General features: G+C 59.8%; 18 protein-coding genes and 1 pseudogene. 6 read left to right on the top strand and 13 right to left on the bottom strand.

Annotated elements, in window-relative coordinates; genetic code table 11:
• Positions 1-95: 95 nt before the first annotated feature.
• Both B3187_RS07880 and rapA read right to left on the bottom strand, forming a co-directional pair.
• The gene (locus B3187_RS07880) at positions 96-377 is read right to left on the bottom strand and encodes a hypothetical protein (RefSeq protein WP_024460422.1); all 282 of its coding nucleotides are present in this window, start codon (positions 375-377) and stop codon (positions 96-98) included.
• A 27-nt stretch (positions 378-404) separates the two neighbouring features.
• Entirely contained in the window at positions 405-3,329 is a 2,925-nt protein-coding gene (gene rapA / locus B3187_RS07875; RefSeq protein WP_286805591.1) for an RNA polymerase-associated protein RapA, read from the bottom strand.
• A gap of 185 nt (positions 3,330-3,514) precedes the next feature.
• On the opposite strand from rapA, the gene B3187_RS07870 reads away from it, so the two are divergent.
• Positions 3,515-4,411 carry a D-hexose-6-phosphate mutarotase gene (locus tag B3187_RS07870; protein WP_286805589.1) on the top strand — a complete coding sequence of 299 codons (897 nt, stop codon included), beginning with the start codon at positions 3,515-3,517 and terminating at the stop codon, positions 4,409-4,411.
• A 125-nt stretch (positions 4,412-4,536) separates the two neighbouring features.
• Here B3187_RS07870 and B3187_RS07865 read toward each other — a convergent pair whose 3' ends face one another.
• The 6 genes from B3187_RS07865 to B3187_RS07840 form a co-directional block, all read right to left on the bottom strand.
• The gene (locus B3187_RS07865) at positions 4,537-5,520 is read right to left on the bottom strand and encodes a malate dehydrogenase (protein WP_024460425.1); all 984 of its coding nucleotides are present in this window, start codon (positions 5,518-5,520) and stop codon (positions 4,537-4,539) included.
• A gap of 217 nt (positions 5,521-5,737) precedes the next feature.
• Positions 5,738-6,922, bottom strand: a complete 1,185-nt coding sequence (gene lapB, locus B3187_RS07860) for a lipopolysaccharide assembly protein LapB (protein WP_286805588.1) — start codon at positions 6,920-6,922, stop codon at positions 5,738-5,740.
• A 5-nt stretch (positions 6,923-6,927) separates the two neighbouring features.
• Complete coding sequence (locus B3187_RS07855; protein WP_123637566.1) at positions 6,928-7,227, bottom strand: lipopolysaccharide assembly protein LapA domain-containing protein; 300 nt, start codon at positions 7,225-7,227, stop codon at positions 6,928-6,930.
• Positions 7,228-7,254: 27 nt separating this feature from the next.
• A complete protein-coding gene (gene ihfB, locus B3187_RS07850; protein WP_024460428.1) occupies positions 7,255-7,545 on the bottom strand; it encodes an integration host factor subunit beta in 291 nt (96 codons plus the stop codon).
• 158 nt (positions 7,546-7,703) lie between these two features.
• Complete coding sequence (gene htpG / locus B3187_RS07845; protein WP_123637567.1) at positions 7,704-9,605, bottom strand: molecular chaperone HtpG; 1,902 nt, start codon at positions 9,603-9,605, stop codon at positions 7,704-7,706.
• 627 nt (positions 9,606-10,232) lie between these two features.
• On the bottom strand, positions 10,233-12,677 hold the full coding sequence (locus tag B3187_RS07840) for a glycoside hydrolase family 3 protein (RefSeq protein ID WP_286805586.1): 2,445 nt from the start codon (positions 12,675-12,677) through the stop codon (positions 10,233-10,235).
• 194 nt (positions 12,678-12,871) lie between these two features.
• On the opposite strand from B3187_RS07840, the gene B3187_RS07835 reads away from it, so the two are divergent.
• The 3 genes from B3187_RS07835 (at position 12,872) to B3187_RS07825 (ending at position 14,690) form a co-directional block, all read left to right on the top strand.
• Complete coding sequence (locus B3187_RS07835) at positions 12,872-13,291, top strand: secondary thiamine-phosphate synthase enzyme YjbQ (RefSeq protein ID WP_286805585.1); 420 nt, start codon at positions 12,872-12,874, stop codon at positions 13,289-13,291.
• Positions 13,292-13,380: 89 nt separating this feature from the next.
• Positions 13,381-14,355: a DnaJ C-terminal domain-containing protein gene (locus B3187_RS07830; protein ID WP_286805583.1), complete on the top strand. Its 975-nt coding sequence runs from the start codon at positions 13,381-13,383 to the stop codon at positions 14,353-14,355.
• A gap of 2 nt (positions 14,356-14,357) precedes the next feature.
• Positions 14,358-14,690 (top strand): chaperone modulator CbpM, encoded by a 333-nt coding sequence (locus B3187_RS07825; RefSeq protein WP_286805581.1) that lies wholly within the window; start codon positions 14,358-14,360, stop codon positions 14,688-14,690.
• 10 nt (positions 14,691-14,700) lie between these two features.
• On the opposite strand, the gene B3187_RS07820 is transcribed toward B3187_RS07825, so the two are convergent.
• The 3 genes from B3187_RS07820 to B3187_RS07810 all read right to left on the bottom strand — a co-directional run bounded on the left by B3187_RS07820 (position 14,701) and on the right by B3187_RS07810 (position 16,176).
• Positions 14,701-15,078 (bottom strand): potassium channel family protein, encoded by a 378-nt coding sequence (locus B3187_RS07820; protein WP_286805579.1) that lies wholly within the window; start codon positions 15,076-15,078, stop codon positions 14,701-14,703.
• A gap of 17 nt (positions 15,079-15,095) precedes the next feature.
• Positions 15,096-15,494, bottom strand: coding sequence for an ion transporter (locus B3187_RS07815; RefSeq protein WP_286805577.1), 399 nt, complete (start codon positions 15,492-15,494; stop codon positions 15,096-15,098).
• Between the two features lie 10 nt (positions 15,495-15,504).
• A complete protein-coding gene (locus B3187_RS07810; protein ID WP_286805576.1) occupies positions 15,505-16,176 on the bottom strand; it encodes an RluA family pseudouridine synthase in 672 nt (223 codons plus the stop codon).
• A 35-nt stretch (positions 16,177-16,211) separates the two neighbouring features.
• Between B3187_RS07810 and B3187_RS07805 the strand changes: the two genes are divergently transcribed.
• Positions 16,212-16,433 (top strand): DUF2970 domain-containing protein, encoded by a 222-nt coding sequence (locus B3187_RS07805; protein WP_024460435.1) that lies wholly within the window; start codon positions 16,212-16,214, stop codon positions 16,431-16,433.
• 1 nt (position 16,434) lies between these two features.
• Here B3187_RS07805 and B3187_RS07800 read toward each other — a convergent pair whose 3' ends face one another.
• Positions 16,435-16,917, bottom strand: coding sequence for a MarR family winged helix-turn-helix transcriptional regulator (locus tag B3187_RS07800; protein ID WP_286805575.1), 483 nt, complete (start codon positions 16,915-16,917; stop codon positions 16,435-16,437).
• 167 nt (positions 16,918-17,084) lie between these two features.
• Positions 17,085-17,222 (bottom strand): hypothetical protein, encoded by a 138-nt coding sequence (locus tag B3187_RS07795; RefSeq protein WP_170162818.1) that lies wholly within the window; start codon positions 17,220-17,222, stop codon positions 17,085-17,087.
• 386 nt (positions 17,223-17,608) lie between these two features.
• On the opposite strand from B3187_RS07795, the pseudogene B3187_RS07790 reads away from it, so the two are divergent.
• Positions 17,609-18,117: pseudogene (locus tag B3187_RS07790) on the top strand (nitrite/sulfite reductase); the annotation flags it as partial.

Here is an 18,117-nt window from a genome sequence, read left to right as displayed (position 1 = left end):
ATCCCTGGGGGCTTCTCGTCGGCATCCATGCCTCCGAGAGTCTCCAACCGGTTTATACCGTGGCCGCCTCAGTGCCAGATTATTGTATCGGTGTCCTACTCATCAAACATCTGAATCATGTAGCCGCCTTTGATGGCGGCCTGCATCGCTTTGTCAGCTTCCACGACGCGGGGGTCTTTGCGCAGGGTGTCGGCGACGTATTTGCGGTTTTCAATTTCGATCTCGGTGAAGCCCGCGCGCATCAGGTAGATTTTGCACAGTTGTTCCGCACCGAATAAATCCACGTAGTCGATGTAGACGATAAACGGCTTTTTGTCGCCGGCTTTGATGTCGTCGCGATCCGCACGTGCGGTGCCATTGGCGGAAAATATATACATTCAGAATCCTCTGGGACGGCCGGGCCGTCATACCGTCATGATGACACGCACTGCGTCCATTCGCAGTTGCGCACGATTCAAATACTGCTCGGAATCCGTCAGCTGTTTTTCAAGCGTTTCGATTTCCTGGTGGCGAACGTTCGGGTTCACTTCGGCCAATGCCCTCAGGCGCTCAAGCTCTGCGGACAGCGCTTGGGTCACTCGTGTGCGTGCGTCGTCGATCAGGGCCTGTTGCTTGGGTGCAACCAGGGCTTCCGCCTGGTCCATCATTTCCGCCAGTTGTGGGCGGGCGTGGCGGACGAGGTCCTGGGCGCTGGGGCGTGGGACTTTTTGCAGGAGGCTGTCGAGCTTGCCCGCTGCGAGTGCGCCGCTGAGGTCTTTGCCTTTTGGATCGAGCAGAACCCGCAGGACCGATTCGGGCAGGTAGCGGTCCAGTTGCAGTGCGCGCGGCGCCGGGCAGTGCAGCACGAACAGGGCTTCCAGCAGCAGGGTGCCGGGCTTCAGGGGCGGCAGCTTGATGGTGGCCAGGGCGGTGTTGCCGAATTCGCTGTGGGCAATCATTTCCTGGGCGCCATGTACCATTGGGTGCTCCCAGGTCAGGTAGTGCATGTCTTCCCGGGACAGGGCGAGGTCGCGATCAAAGGTCACGGTCATGCCCTCTTCCACCAGACCGGGGAAGTGGGAGACGCGCATCTGTTCGCTCGGGTGCACCACCCAGCTCTGCTCACCGTGCTCGTCCTGATCAATCCCGAAAGCGTCGAACACCCGCTCCAGGTAGGCCGGCAGCGTTTCATCGGAGTCCTGTTGTTCCAGCGCCTCGACCAGAGGTGCGGCTTTTTCCGGCTGGCAGGAGTTCAGCTCCAACAGGCGATCCCGTCCGGCCTGCAATTGCGCCCGCAGGGCTTCGGCCCGCTCGCGGGTGTCGTCCAGCAGTGCATCGAATGCGGTGTCGTCTACATCGGTGAGCGAGGCGAGCAGTCGCGCTTCAAACTCATCGTACAGTGTCCGGCCAATGGCACAGGTGTGCTCGAAGGCGTCCAGGCCACGGTGATACCAATACAGCAGGTGTTCCTGGGCGGTATCCGCGTAGTGCGGCGTATGGATATTGACCTGTCCCTGTTGGCCGATGCGGTCCAGGCGACCGATGCGTTGCTCCAGCAGGTCCGGGTTCAGAGGCAGGTCAAACAGCACCAGGTCCTGGGCGAACTGGAAGTTGCGCCCCTCACTGCCGATCTCCGAACAGATCAATACCTGAGCGCCGGCTTCCTGATCAGCAAAATAGGCGGCGGCCCGGTCGCGCTCCAGCAGACTCAGGTGCTCATGAAAAACGGCCGAGGCGATGCCTTTGCGCAAGCGCAAATAGAGTTCCAGTGCCTGGGCGCTATCGGCACTGGCGCAGATGACCAGTACCTTGTTACCGCGTTGGCTTTTGAGGAAATCACTCAGCCAGTCGACCCGTGGGTCCACCAGCCACCAGTCGGCCCCCCGGTGTTCAAACCAGAAATTTTCCGGTCGCAGTTGTTCATCCAATGGCCGCTCGCTCAGGGCCATCAGGTCGTCATCATCCAGGTCCAGGGGATGGTTGTGCAGCTTGCGCTCCGGGAAGCCGGATACGGACGCACGGGTATTGCGAAACAGTACCCGGCCGGTGCCGTGACGATCCAGCAGGGCGTGAATTGCCTGCCCCACGGCTTCACCCGGCTGATCCTTGGCCTGGGTCTTGAGGCGCTTGAGTTCCGCCTCCGACAGATAGTCGGTCAGGGCGCCATCCAATGCGTTTACCACATCGCTTGAGCTCCCGTCGCGGGCGGCCAACAAACCCTGTACCCGCTGATTGAGCGCTTCGTAGCCATCGTGCTCGGCGAGAAAGGCGTTCAGGTCATGGTAGCGATCCGGATCCAGCAGGCGCAGACGGGCAAAGTGGCTTTCCACACCCAACTGCTCCGGTGTCGCGGTCAGCAGCAACAGACCGTCCGAGACTTTCGACAGCCCCTCAATGCAGCGATAGGAGGCGCTGGGCTCGCCATCGTGCCACTGCAGGTGATGAGCCTCATCCACCAAGAGCAGATCCCAGCCGGCTTCCACCGCCTGCTGGTAGCGCTGCTCACTGCCGCTCAGAAACTCCAGGGAACAGAGAATCAGCTGTTCGCTTTCAAACGGATTGTCCTCGGCCTCGGCAATAACGATTTCCTCGTCATCGGGTAACAGGGACGGATCGATATCGTCCAGTCCGGCCATGCCCTGGCAGCGCGCTTCATCCAGTAGCGTAAAGCTCAGGTTGAAGCGTCGCAGCATTTCCACCAGCCACTGATGCTGCAGACTTTCGGGCACCACTACCAGCGCGCGACGGACCCGCCCGGTCATCAGCTGCTGATGCAGAATGAGGCCCGCTTCGATGGTTTTACCCAGGCCAACCTCATCCGCCAAGAGCACACGAGGCGCCTGACGTCGCCCCACTTCGCTGGCAATGTATAACTGGTGTGGCAGCGGTTGAATGCGCGGACCACTCAGGCCATAAACCGCGCTCTGCCGGTGGCGGTGCAGGGTGTCCAGGGTCTGGTGGCGCAGGCTGAAGTGGGTGTACTTGTCGATCTGGCCGGAAAACAGGCGCTCGCGGGGCGTGCTGAATTGGACAAAGCTGTCCAGTTCAAACTCCGGGATCAGGTGCTCGTCCCCTTCCTCGGTATAACCTTTGTAGGCCAGCAACAGCCCCTGCTCCATGACTTCGGCGATGGTGATGGTGGTGCCGTCCTGGTGGCTGATCACCTCGTCCACCTGATAACGGACCCGACTGACCGGCGCACTGCGCAGCGCGTAAGTCCGACGCTGACCGGCGGCCGGGAACCCCAGGGTGACCTGTCGCTCGTCGGTTTCCAGGACAATGCCCAGACCCAGTTCCGCTTCGGTGTCGCTTACCCACCGCTGACCAATGACAAATTGCTGTTGACTCACGCCGGCCTCTTTCTTTCGCTGATTTCAGGGTGCGCATGATACTGGCTGCGTGGCCGAAAGCCAAAGGGTGAGCGGGCGGCGGAGCAAAATAGCCGGTGTTGCCGCCGGCAACATGGTCTGTTTTCCCCCATTTGGCGTAAAATAGGACGGTTTTTCTTCACAACGTCCGTCGACGAGGAGTCACTATGCCCGCATTGGCCGATCTGGTGCGCCCCTACGCGGGGATCACTTTGACCGACAGCAAAACCCTGTTTCCCGACGCCCAGGGCACGGGACTGCCCCTGATTCGCATTGACACCGACCTGTGTCAGGCCGTGGTCGCCCCCCAGGGCGCCCAGTTGCTGTCCTTCACCAAGGCCGACGGCACACCCCTGCTCTGGCTGAGCCCGCAGTGCCAGTTCGAGCCGGGCAAGGCGCTGCGCGGTGGGGTGCCGGTCTGTCTGCCCTGGTTTGGCCCCCACCCTGACGACAATAAACCCCAGCACGGGTTTGCCCGCACCTCCGACTGGGCGCTCACGCAGGTGGCCCAGGCCGATAACGGTCGCTGTGAACTCTGGTTTGAACTGGAACACTCCGGCGATGAACGATTCGAGCAACCCTTTACCGCCGCCCTGCGGATGGTATTGGGTCAGACCATTGAGCTGGAACTGGGCCTGACCAATCACGACTCCCACGCCGCGGATTTCACCTGGGCGCTGCACAGCTATCTGCCGGTGCAGACACTGGACGACGCTCGGGTTCCGGTGCTTGCCGGGCGGGATTATCTGGACAACCTGCAGAACCACGCCCGCCTGAGGCAAAGCGGCCCCCTGACCTTCACCGGGGAGGTGGACCGGGTGTTCCCCGACGTGGAATCCGAGGTGACTCTGGAGCCAACACCGCACCTGCGGCTGAGCCATGAAAATTGTCCCAGCCTGGTCACCTGGAATCCCGGCGCCGAAAAAGCGGCGGCCATGGACGATATGGGAGAAGGCAACGAACAGGGGTTTGTGTGTCTGGAACGGGGGGCGGTACTGGATGAGGGATGGACATTGGCACCCGGCGAAACCCGCCGAGGGAAAGTGACGATCAGTGCGCTGTAGTTTTCAGTCGAGAGGTGAGGTGTCGGATTACGCGCTGAGCGCTAATCCGACCGACGGACCGACCATATTCAGTAGGTCGGATTAGGCCCGAAGGGCCGTAATCCGACACCACTTCAGGAGCCGCCTTATGCCGGCAGCAGATCCTTCACCGCGTCACGCTCTTCCTGCAGCTCTTTCTCGGTGGCCTGCATCTTCTCGCGGGAGAAATCATTGATCTCCACACCCTGAACGATTTCCCAGTCGCCGTTTTTGCACACGCAGGGGAAAGAGTAAATCAGGCCCTTGTCGATGCCGTAGCTGCCATCGCTGTACACGCCCATGCTGACCCAGTCGCCTTCAGCACTGCCCAGCGCCCAGTCGCGCATATGGAAAATCGCCGCATTGGCCGCGGATGCCGCGGAGGAGGCGCCACGGGCATCAATGATGGCCGCACCGCGCTTCTGTACCACCGGAATGAAGTCACTCTCGTACCAGGACTGGTCAACCAGTTCCATGGCGTTGGTGCCGGCCACTTTGGTCTGGTGAATGTCCGGATACTGAGTCGAGGAGTGATTGCCCCAGATGGTCAGGTGGGTGATATCGTTGATGGTTTTGCCGGTTTTCTGGGCCAGTTGAGTCAGGGCACGGTTGTGGTCCAGACGGGTCATGGCGGTGAACTGACGCGGATCCAGATCCGGGGCGTTGCGCTGGGCGATCAGGGCGTTGGTGTTGGCGGGGTTACCGACCACCAGCACTTTTACGTCGCGGGAGGCGTGGTCATTCAGCGCCTTACCCTGAACAGAGAAAATCTTGGCGTTGGCTTCCAGCAGGTCCTTACGCTCCATACCGGGACCACGGGGACGGGCACCTACGAGCAGCGCGTAATCGGTGTCTTTGAAAGCCACCGCCGGGTCGTCGGTGCAGGTCATGCCTGCCAGCAGCGGAAAGGCACAGTCGTCCAGCTCCATGGCTACGCCTTCGAGGGCCTTGAGCGCCGGAGTGATTTCCAGCAGTTGCAGAATGACCGGCTGATCTTTGCCCAGCATTTCGCCAGCGGCGATGCGGAACAGAAGTGAGTAGCTGATTTGACCGGCGGCGCCGGTGACAGTAACGCGTACAGGTGCTTTCACAATGTGTCTCCGTTTTGGGTATAAATTCAGTGGCTTCCCCGGCGCCCGTAACCATTAAGGGGGCGGCTTCATCCGGCGGAAGTAGTGGCTGTCTTGTTGTGGGAGGTTGAACCGACGCAGCCTGACGGCCGGACATTATAGGGGATTGGGAGAAAATTTCACCCGTTTGGCGCCTATTAACTCCTGCGATGGAGGGAACACTACCGCCGAACCGGTACTACTCCCCTTCCACCCCGGTAATAGGTGTGATGCTGCCCCAGGTCTTGCAGCTGGGACACAGCCAGTGCAGCTGGTTGCCTGTGAATCCACATTTGCGGCAGTGGTGGCTGGGCTTGGCTTCCAACACCTGATCCACCAGTTGCTTGAGCAGTTGCAGGTTGTCTCGCGCCCTGCCCTCGGAGTGCAGCAGATACAGCTCGACCAGCCGGTTCAACAGCTTGATGGTGGGCCGCTGACGCAGATGCTCGGCGATAAAATCCGCCGCCGCGTAATCATCCCGTGCCCAGCGCACCTGCTCGGCCAGTTTGATCACCAGGGAGCTGCTCGGATATTGGGCCAGCAGCTCTTCCAGATAACGCTGCAGCCCTTTACTGTCACCCAGGCGCTCGTAGCAGGCACATACCAGCTCCAGACTCTCCACCACCAGCTCAGGGTCCTGGTGGGGAATGCGCTGCAGAATTTTCAGCGCTTCGCGTTCATTACCCTGGCCGTGTTCCAACTGGCCCCAGAGCAGGCTGGCGCGCACCGACTGGCGATCAAAGCCCAGCGCTTTCTGCAACTGGCGGCGCGCGGTGAGCAGATCGTTCCGTTCCATGGCGTCTTCCGCCAGCTCACAACAAAAGTGCGCCCGCGCTATGGCCCGCTCGCCGGTGTTTCGGCCAAAGCGACGCTGGCCGATCTGATTGGCGGCCTCAATGGCTTTTTCCCAGTCTTTTTCGTCCTGGTAGATTTCAATCAGGTGGGTGAGCGCTTCGGATTTATATTGGCTGTTTACATCCACCAACTCGTGGAGCAAGCCTTCCGCACGATCCAACAGCCCCGCCCGGATAAAGTCGCGGGCCAGTTCCAGCTGGGCTTCATGGAGTTGCGGAGTGGTCAGACTGGGGCGAGCCAACAGGTTCTGGTGAATGCGGGTGGCTTTGGCAATTTCGCCCTTGCGACGCAGAAGATTGCCCAGGGCCAGGTGGGTTTCGAGGGTATCAGAGTTGACCTCCAGGGACTCGATAAAGGCATCCACGGCGCTGTCGGCCTGTTCATTCAGCAGGTAACTGAGCCCCTTGAAATACTTGGGGCCATAGTGCTGGTTCTCCTGCTGCAGGCGACGACCACGCTGCCGCCAGCCGAGCACAAAGCCCGCCGCAATCGCCACCATGATCAGGCCAAACAAGCCGATATCGACCATGGGCATCAATCCCGGATGGGTTGCAGGCGAAGTTGCTTGAGCTCTTTCTCGCACCGGGCGAGTTGACGTTCACGGGCGCGCAACTGACGGCGCAACCGCAGCACTGTCGGCAGACTGACCGCCATGCCCAACAGGGTACCCAACGCGGTGAAGATCAACAGCCAGACGCCCAGAGACAGGCTGGGAAGCCCCAATCCCATAAGAGTGACCGGTACCGCCTGAGCGTTTTCCAGCGCGAACCAGACGCCCAGCAGAAACGCGAGCACCAACAGGGCGACTTTAATCCAACGCAGAAGTGGTTTCATGGTGCGATAACCTTGGGATAGGGTGCGTCAGTGGTGCAGGCTTTCGTTAACACGATCGCGCATCTCCTTACCCGGCTTGAAGTGAGGGACATACTTGCCTTCGAGTTCAACCGTTTCGCCGGTTTTCGGGTTGCGGCCCATACGGGGAGCCCGGTAGTGCAGAGAGAAGCTTCCAAAGCCGCGTATTTCGATCCGCTCGCCGGATGAGAGTACGTCGGCCATGTGGTCGAGAATGAGCTTAACCGCTAACTCAATGTCTTTGACCGGCAGTTGGTCCTGTTGCTCGGCAATGTACTCGATCAGTTCCGATTTGGTCATGGCATTTGCCCTGTTATTGGAGAAGAGGGTGCCCGCCGTTTACGTCGCTGGGCACCCCGTGCTGGCCTTGCACTTATTTTTGTCCAATTTCAACAACTTAGGCTAGCTTATACCGGACCAGAGGTACAAGCAAGGGGGCGGATTTTTGGGGAATGCCTTCAGTGGCTCAGCTCCAACAGCAGCTTGTTCAGCCGCTGCACGTAAGCCGCCGGGTCTTCCAACTGGGTGCCCTCGGCCAGGTTGGCCTGATCGAACAGCACTTTGGCCAGATCGGCAAAGCGGTCTTCATCGGGCTCCTGATCCAGTTTCTGTACCAGCGGATGGTCCGGATTGAGCTCGAAACTGGGCTTGGACTCGGGCACTTTCTGTCCGGCCTGCTCCAGAATACGGCGCATCTGGGCGCCCATTTCATGCTCGGCCACCACCACACAGGCGGGCGACTCGGTCAGGCGATGGGTAATGCGCACCTCGGCCACGTCGTTCTCCAGGGCCTTCTTGACCCGTTCCAGCAGCGGCTTGAGTTCTTCGGCCTGCTTCTCCTGAGCCTGCTTTTCGTCCTCGGAGTCCAGCTTGCCCAGATCCAGCTCGCCCTTGCCCGCGTCCTGGAATGACTTGCCGTCGTATTCCATCAGGTGGCTCATCAACCACTCGTCCACCCGATCGAACATCAGCAGCACCTCGATGCCCTTCTTGCGGAACACTTCCAGATGCGGGCTGTTCTTGGCGGTGTTGAAGTTCTCCGCCGCAATGTAATAGATCTTGTCCTGGCCTTCCTGCATCCGGCTGATGTAATCGTCCAGGGACTGATCCTGCTCTGGCTTGTCAGTGTGGGTGCTGGCGAAGCGCAGCAGCTTGGCGATTTTCTCGCGGTTGGCGAAATCCTCCGCCGGCCCCTCTTTCAGCACCTGACCAAACTCGGTCCAGAACTTCGCGTACTGCTCCGGCTCGTTCTTGGCCATTTTGGTCAGCATATCCAGCACCCGCTTGGTCAGCGCGGTGCGCATGGTGTCGATGTTCGGGTCTTTCTGCAGGATTTCCCGCGAGACGTTCAGGGACAGATCGTTGGAATCCACTACCCCTTTGATAAAGCGCAGATACAGCGGCAGAAACTGCTCGGCGTCATCCATGATGAAAGTGCGCTGTACGTAAAGCTTCAGGCCGCGAGCGCCGTCCCGGTTGTACAGATCAAACGGGGCATGCTCCGGCACGTACAATAGGCTGGTGTAGTCCAGCTTGCCTTCCACCCGGTTGTGGCTCCAGGTCAGCGGATCGGCATAATCGTGGCTGACATGCTTGTAAAACTCTTTGTACTCTTCATCGCTGATATCGGAACGAGAGCGGGTCCAGAGCGCGGTCGCGGTGTTGACCACTTCGTCCTCGGGCGCCTTATCCTTGTCCTCTTCCGAGGTCTGCAGCTTCTGCATCAGCACCGGAATATCGATGTGGTCGGAGTACTTTTTGATGATCGAGCGCAGGCGCCAGTCATCGGCAAACTCGTCGGCATCGCTGCGCAGATGTAACTCAATCGAAGTACCACGGTCAGCCTTCTCGACGGTTTCGACACTGAATTCGGCCTCACCGGCACTTTCCCAGCGCACCGCTTCGCTGGCCGGAAAGCCGGCCTTGCGGGTGGTCACCACAACCTTGTCGGCGACGATAAAGGCGGAGTAAAAACCCACCCCGAATTGACCAATCAGTTTGGAGTCTTTCTTCTGGTCACCGGTCAGGTTTTTAAGAAACTGGGCGGTACCGGACTTGGCGATGGTGCCCAGATGCTCGATGACCTCGTCCCGGGACATGCCGATGCCGTTGTCGCTGATGGTGAGCGTCCTGGCTTCTTTGTCGACGCTGACACGCACTTTGAGGTCACTGTCGCCTTCGTAGAGGCTGTCATTTTCCAGGGCTTCGAAGCGCAGTTTGTCCGCCGCATCGGAGGCGTTGGAGATGAGCTCGCGCAGGAAGATCTCGCGGTTGGAGTAGAGCGAGTGGATCATCAGGTGCAGCAGTTGTTTGGCTTCGGTCTGGAATCCAAGCGTTTCTTTATGGGCGTCCACGGTCATGGGTGCGTAGCTCCTGTCATACAATTGGCATTGAACACGACTCCCAACCATCACTGGTCGGGGTTTGAATTCTGTGGGTGGGTAATGGGGGCTTTCGGGGGAATATCAAGGGTTGGGGCTTGTACCTTGAGGCGGATTGTTACTCCGGCCAGAGGGCTGCGGGAGGGTAGGTAGTTGCGAGACACGCCGTGAACCCATCCCTGGGGGCTCATCACCCGCCGTCCAGGCGGGTGACGGTCTCGCAACTACCTACCCTCCCTCCGCGGCGGCAGATTCACGTTCCGGGAATTAGCGCCTTTGCACCAAGCATTCTCTAAAATCGTAGGGTGGATAAGGGGGTGCCCCCCGTCATCCACCTTTGGTAAAGTCGTCAGCCTCGTTATTGGTGGATGACGCACTTCGTGCTTATCCACCCTACGCGCCCCTTAAGGCAAGTATTACCGCTGGTGCTAGTTCCCGAAACTTTGAATCTGGCACAGCGGAGGGAGGGTATACCGCTCCGAGACCGTCACCCGCCTGGACGGCGGGTGATGAGCCTACATGGATGTATTTACGGCGTGTCTCGGAGCGGTATACCCTCCCGCAGCCTTTTGATCGAAGTACCAAAGACCAACCGTCCCTGTAAAACTACCCCTTCTCAACACGCACACCCGAGAAAGTTAGCTCCAGCTCGCCTTCGGTCGCGAGGCTGAAGGGCTCGAGGACGCGGGTGAAGAACTCTTCCGGGGGGAGGACCAGGCCGAAATCCGAGCCGACGTCGGGGAAGCGATCCAGGGCGATGGACAGCGTCCGCCAGCCCTGCCCCGCCAAAGCGCGCAGCTCCTCAGTGATATCCACCTCGGACAGCGCCGAAGGGCCACAGCCCACGCGCCACTGCACCGGTGCTGTGGGGGCGCGATCCACCTTCACGTCCACCACCAGAGCGCCGTTGGCCTTCCAGTAATCCGTCAGCACCTGACGATCCCGGGTGGCCAGTGCCATGGCGCCGAAGCCACCGCCACTCCAGATCACCTGCCGGGCATCCTCCTGCACCTCACGGTCTACCGCACTCACCGTTACCGTGGACACTTGCACCTGGTTACCCTTCATCACCGCCTTGTCGTTCACCTGGCCCTCGACTTCCACCTGCCAGGCGTCCAGCGGGCGCATCTTGAACAGCATCCAGACATCTTCGGTAGCGGGCAGTTGCAGGCCCTCCTCTGACAGATCGTCGCCCAGCGGATCGTTCTGCCCGTACGCCAGGCCGTAGCCGTAGGGAAACAGCGGCGCGTAGCCGGGCTCACCCATATTCAGGGGGCACTGATCCGGGCGGTCGGGCCAGGAGAAACTCAGCTTCCCCTTGATCGGATGACGCACCTGATCCTCGGTGTCGGTAAATAACACGTCGGCAACGCCACCGCCTTCGGTGCCCGGCTGCCAGATGACCACAAATGCATCGGAGGCGTTCAGCTCGCGGTTCACCCACAGCGGACGACCAGTAATAAACAGGGATACCACCGGAATGCCCCGGGCCTTGAGGGACTTGAGCAGTTCCCAGTCTCGTGTGTCGCGGGGCTTGTATTGGACATTCTGCACGTCGCCCTGCATTTCGGCGTAGGGGTCCTCCCCGAACAGGACGATGGCCACATCCACGGACTCATCGCACTGACCGTCCGGGCTGACGAACACCTCGCCACCGGCATCACGAATGGTGGCCTCAATGCCGGCGCTGACGGTGGTGGCGCCCGGAAAGTCCCGAGCGTCCGTTCCGGTGCCCTGCCAGGTGACCGACCAGCCGCCCACCTGCTTGCTGATATTGTCGATACCGTCGCCCGCCAAAAGCACCCGCTGTTTTGGGTTGAGCGGAAGCAGCTGATCGCGGTTTTTCAATAGCACCAGGGATTCACGCACCGCCTGACGGGCCACGTCCCGATGTTCTGGGGCACCAATGAGTGACTGACGACCCGCAAGGGTCCGGCTTGAGGGACGATCCCGCTCAAACAGACCCGCGCGCAACTTCACCCGCAGAATCCGACGCACCGCATCATCGATTCGGGATTGCGCAATGGTGCCGTCGCGCACTTGCGCCACCGTGTTGTGGAACAGGGTTTTCCACTCGGGGTGTGGCACCATGAAAATATCGAGCCCGGCATTGATCGCCTGAGGACAGTTCAGCACATCGGCGCCGGGGATGAAGGCGTGACCATTCCAGTCCCCCACCACCAGGCCATCAAAGCCCATCTGTTCTTTCAGGACACGGGTCAGCAGGTGATGGTGACCGTGGAGCGGCTCACCGTGCCAGCTATTGAATGACGCCATCACGGCCTGCACGCCGGACTCGATCGCACTGAAATAGCCCGCACCGTGAATGTCCCGCAAGCGCTCCTCGGAATCGACATTGTCACCCCGATCGATGCCGTTAACCGTACCACCGTCACCGATAAAGTGTTTGGCGGTAGCAATGACATGCTGCTCATCCAGGCAAGCCTCGCCCTGCCCCTGAAGCCCCCGCACCATCTCACCGGCATAGGCACGCACCAGCTCCGGGTCTTCCGCCCAGGATTCATAGGTCCGCCCCCAGCGATCATCTCTGGCCACGGCAACGGTGGGCGAAAAATCCCAGTCCAGACCGGTTGCGACAATCTCCCGAGCGGTCGCCTCGCCAATGCGGCGAATCAGTTCGGGATTGTGGGCGGCGCCGAGCGCAATATTGTGTGGAAACAGGGTGGCCCCCACCAGGTTGCCCACCCCGTGCACCGCATCGGTTCCCCACATGATGGGAATGGGCAGGCGTCCATCCCGGTCATCCATAGAGGCTTCCCAAAACTGATCGGCCAGGGCGACCCAGTCACTCGCCTGAGCGTACCGGTCATTGTTGGGCACACTGCCGCCGCCGTTGAGCACGGAACCCAGGTGGAAGTCCCGGATATCGTCCGGGGTTACCTGTTTGATCTCCGGTTGAATCATCTGACCCACTTTCTGTTCGAGGGTCATTCGATGCAATAGCGCGTCGATACGCTGCTCAATGGCATCATCCTTGGAAATGGCGCTTTTCAGGCGCGGCCAGGTCACTTGGCGGGAAGCGTTGAACATGACGACAGGGGCTCCGATTATTAAATGGTTTTACGGACTATAAGGTGGGGCATTCTAGCACAGTCGCCAATCCCATAAAGTCGGGGCTGCAAATTCAACAACACCGAGTTACCCTTTGTGTCTGCATGACGTCGAGTGCGCCATTTCTGGCGCCGACGTCCTCCACGCGACCGACCGATACAGGCAGATTACCTATGTGGCAACAGACTGAATTTCGCCTGCCCCCCAAAAGCCGGGGCTTCCACCTGGTCACCCAGGAAGTGCTCAGAGCGCTGCCCCCGCTGGACCACCTTCGCTGCGGCCTGCTGCACCTGTTTATTCAGCACACCTCCGCATCACTGACCATCAACGAAAACGCCGACCCGACCGTACGCGGCGACCTGGAGCGACACTTCAATCACTTTGTCCCCGAGCGGGCCCCCTACTACGAGCATGACTACGAAGGCGACGACGACATGCCCGCCCACATCAAATGCACCACCATTGGTGCCAGCCTGACCATTCCGATTACCGACGGGCGTCTGAACCTGGGAACCTGGCAGGGAATTTACCTGTGCGAGCATCGCAATCACGCCGGTAGCCGCACCCTGGTCGCCACCGTTCAGGGAGAGTAAGTGCCATACTTGATGAATATCAATTTGCCCCAACCATTTAGGCGCTAAGGTTTGTTCGTATTGGGTTCCTGTGATTCGCGAGGTCACCGATGGAATACAAGGACTACTACAAGACCCTTGGGGTCGAGAGAAACGCCAGCCAGGATGAGATCAAACGCGCCTACCGGAAGCTGGCGCGCAAGTATCACCCGGATCTGAACAAAGACGCGGGGGCGGAAGACCAGTTCAAGGAGCTGGGCGAGGCCTACGAGGTATTGAAGGACCCGGAAAAACGCGCCGCTTACGATCAGCTCGGCAGCAACTGGCAGCGCGGCCAGGACTTTGAACCGCCCCCGGATTGGGGGAAGGACTTCGATTTTGCCGGCGCCGGGCGTCACTACAGCGGCGGTATGGGCAGTGGCGATTTCAGTGACTTTTTCGAGAATCTGTTCGGCGGTGGTTTTCACGGCGGAGGCTTCACCCAGAACAACAGGTTCGGCCAAGGTGGCGGTTTTCGGGCTCGCGGCGAAGATCAGCATGCCCGCATTCAGATCGACCTGGAAGACGCCTTCAGCGGCGCCTCCCGGCAGATTACCCTGCGCAGCCAACAGGCGGATGCCCAGGGACGAATCCAGGCCGTCCCCCGTACCCTGAACATCAAAATTCCCAAAGGGATAAAGCCCGGACAGAATATCCGCCTGGCGGGCCAGGGATCGCCTGGTTTGGGTGGTGGGCCCAGTGGCGATCTCTATCTTGAGGTGGAATTCAGACCTCACCGGTACTTCCGGCTGGACGGGCGAGACCTGTTTCTCGATTTGCCCCTCACCCCCTGGGAGGCAGCATTGGGTACCAAAGTGAAAATCCCCACGCCCACCGGCAAAGTCGACCTGAAGATTCCCGAGGCATCCCAAAGCGGCCGCAAACTCCGGCTCAAGGAGCGCGGACTGCCCGGCTCTCCGCCGGGAGACCTGTACGTTGAGCTGAGCATTCACACGCCGCCCGCTCAAAACGCCTCGACGCGAGCGGCTTACGAGCAGTTGGCAAACGCCGCGCCGTTCAACCCACGCCGCCACCTGGAGAGCTGATTATGTCGGGAGATACCCATCGCCTGATGGCAGGCACCATTCTGGAAGAAGACGTTGAGTTGACGCTGGGCGAGCTCTGCCGACATTGCCAGGTGGAGGCCGACTTCGTGGTCGAACTCATCCATGAAGGGGTCATCGATCCGATCACCCCTTCAAGCCCGCGCTGGACCTTCAGAGGACACTGCCTCACCCGATTGAAGCGTGCCCGTCGCCTGCAACGGGACCTGGGGTTGAACCTCGCCGGTATCGCGCTGGCACTGGAGCTGCTCGATGAGCGCGAGCGCCTGTACGCCGAGCTGGCCCGCTGGCAGCGGACGGATCGCGAAACAGAATAGTCCGGCAGAGTTAATCGTCCTTTTCCCGGCGGTTTTTCTGCATGGCTTCGCTGAACGCTGCTGCCATGATTCCCGTCGGCATGGCGATGATGCCAATACCCGAAAGTGCCGTCAGCGCCGCAAAAAACCGCCCGAGCCCGGTCACCGGATACACGTCGCCGTAACCTACGGTGGTCAAAGTGGCCACTGACCACCACATGGAGCGGAGCACACTGCCGAATGCCTCCGGCTGCACCCCTCCCTCCAACAGGTACAACATGATGGACGAGGTCAATAGCACCAAAAACGCCAACCCGAAACTGACATACAGCTCAAACTGACGCAGCCGGACCGCATGCCCCAACTCCCGCAGGGCTTTGGAGAAACGCCCCAGCCTCGCCAGACGCAAGATCCGCAGCACCCGGATCAGACGCANNCGAACAGGGCTTCCATGCCCACCAGCCCCAAAAACAGCGGCAAAATGGCCAGCAGGTCAACCACCGCGGCAAAGCTGCCCAGATAGCGAAGGCGGCCCCACACCGGGTGGGCATAGCGGGCGCCCTCCACAGCCACCCAGGCTCGAATCAGGTATTCCAGCAGAAAAATCGCTCCCACCACCCACTCGAAAGCGACGAACCACGGCTCACGCCCTACCCTGATGGCGGGCTCGGTTTCCAGCAATGCCACCAACACCGCCACTGTGATCAGCGCGCAGATCCATCGGTTGGCCGGGGAAAGCCCCTGATCAGGCCAGGCGCCTGGCTCCAATTGCCGATACAACCAGGCTCGCCAGGGGTGCTTTGCGGAGGATGACGAGTGAACCATGAACAGGCTCCTAAAACGGTACGACCGACTCAAAAGAGGCAGTCTCACCCGATTCCGGGTGGGCAAAGCTGAGCGTTGACGCGTGCAGCAGCAGACGTGTCGCCTGCTGGCGCACCGACTCCGGCGCATAGAACTCACAACCCAGAATCGGATGCCCCAGCTCGGCACAGTGTAGGCGCAACTGGTGCGAACGCCCGGTGACCGGAGAGAGCGCCAGGCGCGTGGTATTGTCCTCCCGGTTGCGGGACAACACCCGGTAATGGGTCAGCGCCGGCTTGCCGTCCTCAGAGATTTTACTCCGTGGACGCCGCTCCGGGTCGGGGGCAATCGGCCACTCCATGACGCCCTGATCTTCCAGTACCAGGCCGTGTACTACCGCCGTATAGGTTTTCTTCACTGTACGAGCCTGAAATTGGCGACTGAGGTTGGATAGGCTGGCCTTGGTGAGGGGAATCACCAACAGTCCGGAGGTGTCGAAATCCAACCGGTGAACCGCGTGAACATCCGGGTAAGTCTCCCGCAGCCGGGCGATGACACTGTCACGATTGGCCGGATGACGTCCGGGAACGGTCAACAGCCGGGTCGGCTTATCCACCACCACAAAGCTGCTCTCCTGGCGTACAATCCCAACGTCCTCCTCACAGGGGGGCAGAACGGTCAGATGATCCGTTGAAGACGACATAATACGACTCGCAAATAAGACTATGAGGCCGAAACATGAGTGCCCCTGAAGACCCGGATAAAAAACCCAACCTGTTTCAGATCATCATCAGCACTCTGGCCGCTGCGTTTGGTGTGCAAAGCAGCAAAAACCGCGAGCGCGACTTCAAGCACGGCAGCATTGCCGCCTACATCATTTCCGGGGTGTTGTTCACCGCGATCTTTATCCTGATCATGGTGTTCGTGGTTCGACTGGTGCTCTCTCAGGCCGGACAGTAAGTCAGACGTGCTTCCAGAGCTGCGTGCTATCGATATCAACGGCCTTGAGCAGCTTCTGAATATTACCCTTGAGTGCCCGAAGCTCCGTCGGATGCAACTGATTCAGAAAGCGGTTCTGGTGGGTGACAGCCAACTCATTGAGCGTTTCGACCAGTGCGTGTCCCGACCGGGTCAGGTGCACTTTCACGGAGCGACGGTCCAGACCGTCGTGCTCACGCTGCACCAGTTGCTTGGTTTCCAGGCGGTCCAGAAGACGGGTGACCGCTGAGCGATCCACCGCGATATTATCAGCAATCTGGGCCGGCGTATTGGCCAGCTCATGGAACAGCACGTTGAGGATCATCCACTGGGGCCAACTGACCTCATGCTCGGTCAGCGCCTCATTGAACGCCTCCCGCATCTGACTGGCCAGACGGTTGATCCAGAAGGTGAAACTGTTGTGCAGGTGCAGGCCTTTGGTGGCCGCTCGATCAGAACCCAGCATGACTCCCTCGCAATGACATCAGACAGGTGAAAGGAATCCTGCCAGACATTAATTGACAACGCAATTATTTCAATGCAAAGAGTCGGAAAGACATCGGGTGGGATCGGGGCGCTCTGATGGCAACGTCAAAGACACCCCCGGTCGATCAGTGTGCCGGCAAGAAAATCTTATTGGCCACTGACCCAGTAAACACAGGTGACCACGAAGATGGCAATCAGCGCCACCGCCGCCATGGCATCGGCAAACGCATCGCCCTCGTGGGCTTCATGGGTCTCATTTTTCATAACATCAGTCTGCTCAGACATTATTGTTATTCTCCTCTCGCCAAACGTGGTAAGGATAGGAGCGCTTTACAGCCATCAGCTGAGCCGCTTTACGCCCCCAACAGGACAGTCGAATCTAATCACACCCCACCCGGATTGACAAGCGACCGCCACCGGATATAACCAAAAAGCATTAGGATAGCGGAAAACATTCGTTCAAACCGGCCCCCGGTCTCTGGTATTTTTGCGCCCTCTGAGACGGGTGTGTGGCCTGCCACCGGGCCGACCACCACCTCCGTTCAGGGTCGCGCCGAAGCGGGTTTTGCTGTATCCTCCGCCGCGACAATACACCGGTTTACGGGCGCTATTGCATTAGCGTTCGCTAACATACCCAACCTTTCCCGGAAGTACAGGTAATACAGCCCTCTATGTACATCTATGACGAATACGACCGCCGCATCCAGGGGCAGCGCGTTACCCAGTTTCGCGCGCAGATGGAGCGGTATCTGGACGGCCAATTGGAAGAAGCGGAATTTCTTCCCCTACGCCTGCAAAACGGCCTCTATGTTCAGCGCCTGGCGCCGATGCTGCGCATTTGCGTGCCCTACGGCCTGATGAACAGCCGCCAGTTGCGCAAAATGGCCCACATTACCCGTACCTACGACAAGGGTTACTGCCACATCAGTACCCGCCAGAACATCCAGCTCAACTGGCCCCAACTGGAAGAAGTGCCGGACATTCTGGCGGAACTGCTGGAGGTGGAGATGCACTGCAACCAGACCAGCGGTAACTGCATCCGCAACACCACCACCGATCAGTTTGCCGGTGTCGCGACCGATGAGCTGGTGGACCCCCGCCCCTATTGCGAACTGATCCGTCAGTGGTCCACCTTCCACCCGGAATTTGCCTTTCTGCCGCGCAAGTTCAAGATCGCCGT

Source organism: Marinimicrobium sp. UBA4209 (assembly GCF_002381585.1).
GTDB lineage: Bacteria > Pseudomonadota > Gammaproteobacteria > Pseudomonadales > Cellvibrionaceae > Marinimicrobium > Marinimicrobium koreense.
Note: the sequence above shows the minus strand (reverse complement) of the source record. Positions and strands in the feature narration are given on the sequence as shown.

Excerpts from the sequence above, each read along its gene's own strand:
- B3187_RS07800 (WP_286805575.1), bottom strand. The coding sequence starts at position 16,917 with ATGCTGGGTTCTGATCGAGCGGCCACCAAAGGCCTGCACCTGCACAAC.
- B3187_RS07855 (WP_123637566.1), bottom strand. The coding sequence starts at position 7,227 with ATGAAACCACTTCTGCGTTGGATTAAAGTCGCCCTGTTGGTGCTCGCG.
- B3187_RS07835 (WP_286805585.1), top strand. The coding sequence starts at position 12,872 with ATGTGGCAACAGACTGAATTTCGCCTGCCCCCCAAAAGCCGGGGCTTC.
- ihfB (WP_024460428.1), bottom strand. The coding sequence starts at position 7,545 with ATGACCAAATCGGAACTGATCGAGTACATTGCCGAGCAACAGGACCAA.
- B3187_RS07805 (WP_024460435.1), top strand. The coding sequence starts at position 16,212 with ATGAGTGCCCCTGAAGACCCGGATAAAAAACCCAACCTGTTTCAGATC.
- lapB (WP_286805588.1), bottom strand. The coding sequence starts at position 6,922 with ATGGTCGATATCGGCTTGTTTGGCCTGATCATGGTGGCGATTGCGGCG.
- B3187_RS07825 (WP_286805581.1), top strand. The coding sequence starts at position 14,358 with ATGTCGGGAGATACCCATCGCCTGATGGCAGGCACCATTCTGGAAGAA.
- B3187_RS07880 (WP_024460422.1), bottom strand. The coding sequence starts at position 377 with ATGTATATATTTTCCGCCAATGGCACCGCACGTGCGGATCGCGACGAC.
- B3187_RS07830 (WP_286805583.1), top strand. The coding sequence starts at position 13,381 with ATGGAATACAAGGACTACTACAAGACCCTTGGGGTCGAGAGAAACGCC.
- B3187_RS07795 (WP_170162818.1), bottom strand. The coding sequence starts at position 17,222 with ATGTCTGAGCAGACTGATGTTATGAAAAATGAGACCCATGAAGCCCAC.
- htpG (WP_123637567.1), bottom strand. The coding sequence starts at position 9,605 with ATGACCGTGGACGCCCATAAAGAAACGCTTGGATTCCAGACCGAAGCC.
- B3187_RS07810 (WP_286805576.1), bottom strand. The coding sequence starts at position 16,176 with ATGTCGTCTTCAACGGATCATCTGACCGTTCTGCCCCCCTGTGAGGAG.
- B3187_RS07840 (WP_286805586.1), bottom strand. The coding sequence starts at position 12,677 with ATGTTCAACGCTTCCCGCCAAGTGACCTGGCCGCGCCTGAAAAGCGCC.
- B3187_RS07870 (WP_286805589.1), top strand. The coding sequence starts at position 3,515 with ATGCCCGCATTGGCCGATCTGGTGCGCCCCTACGCGGGGATCACTTTG.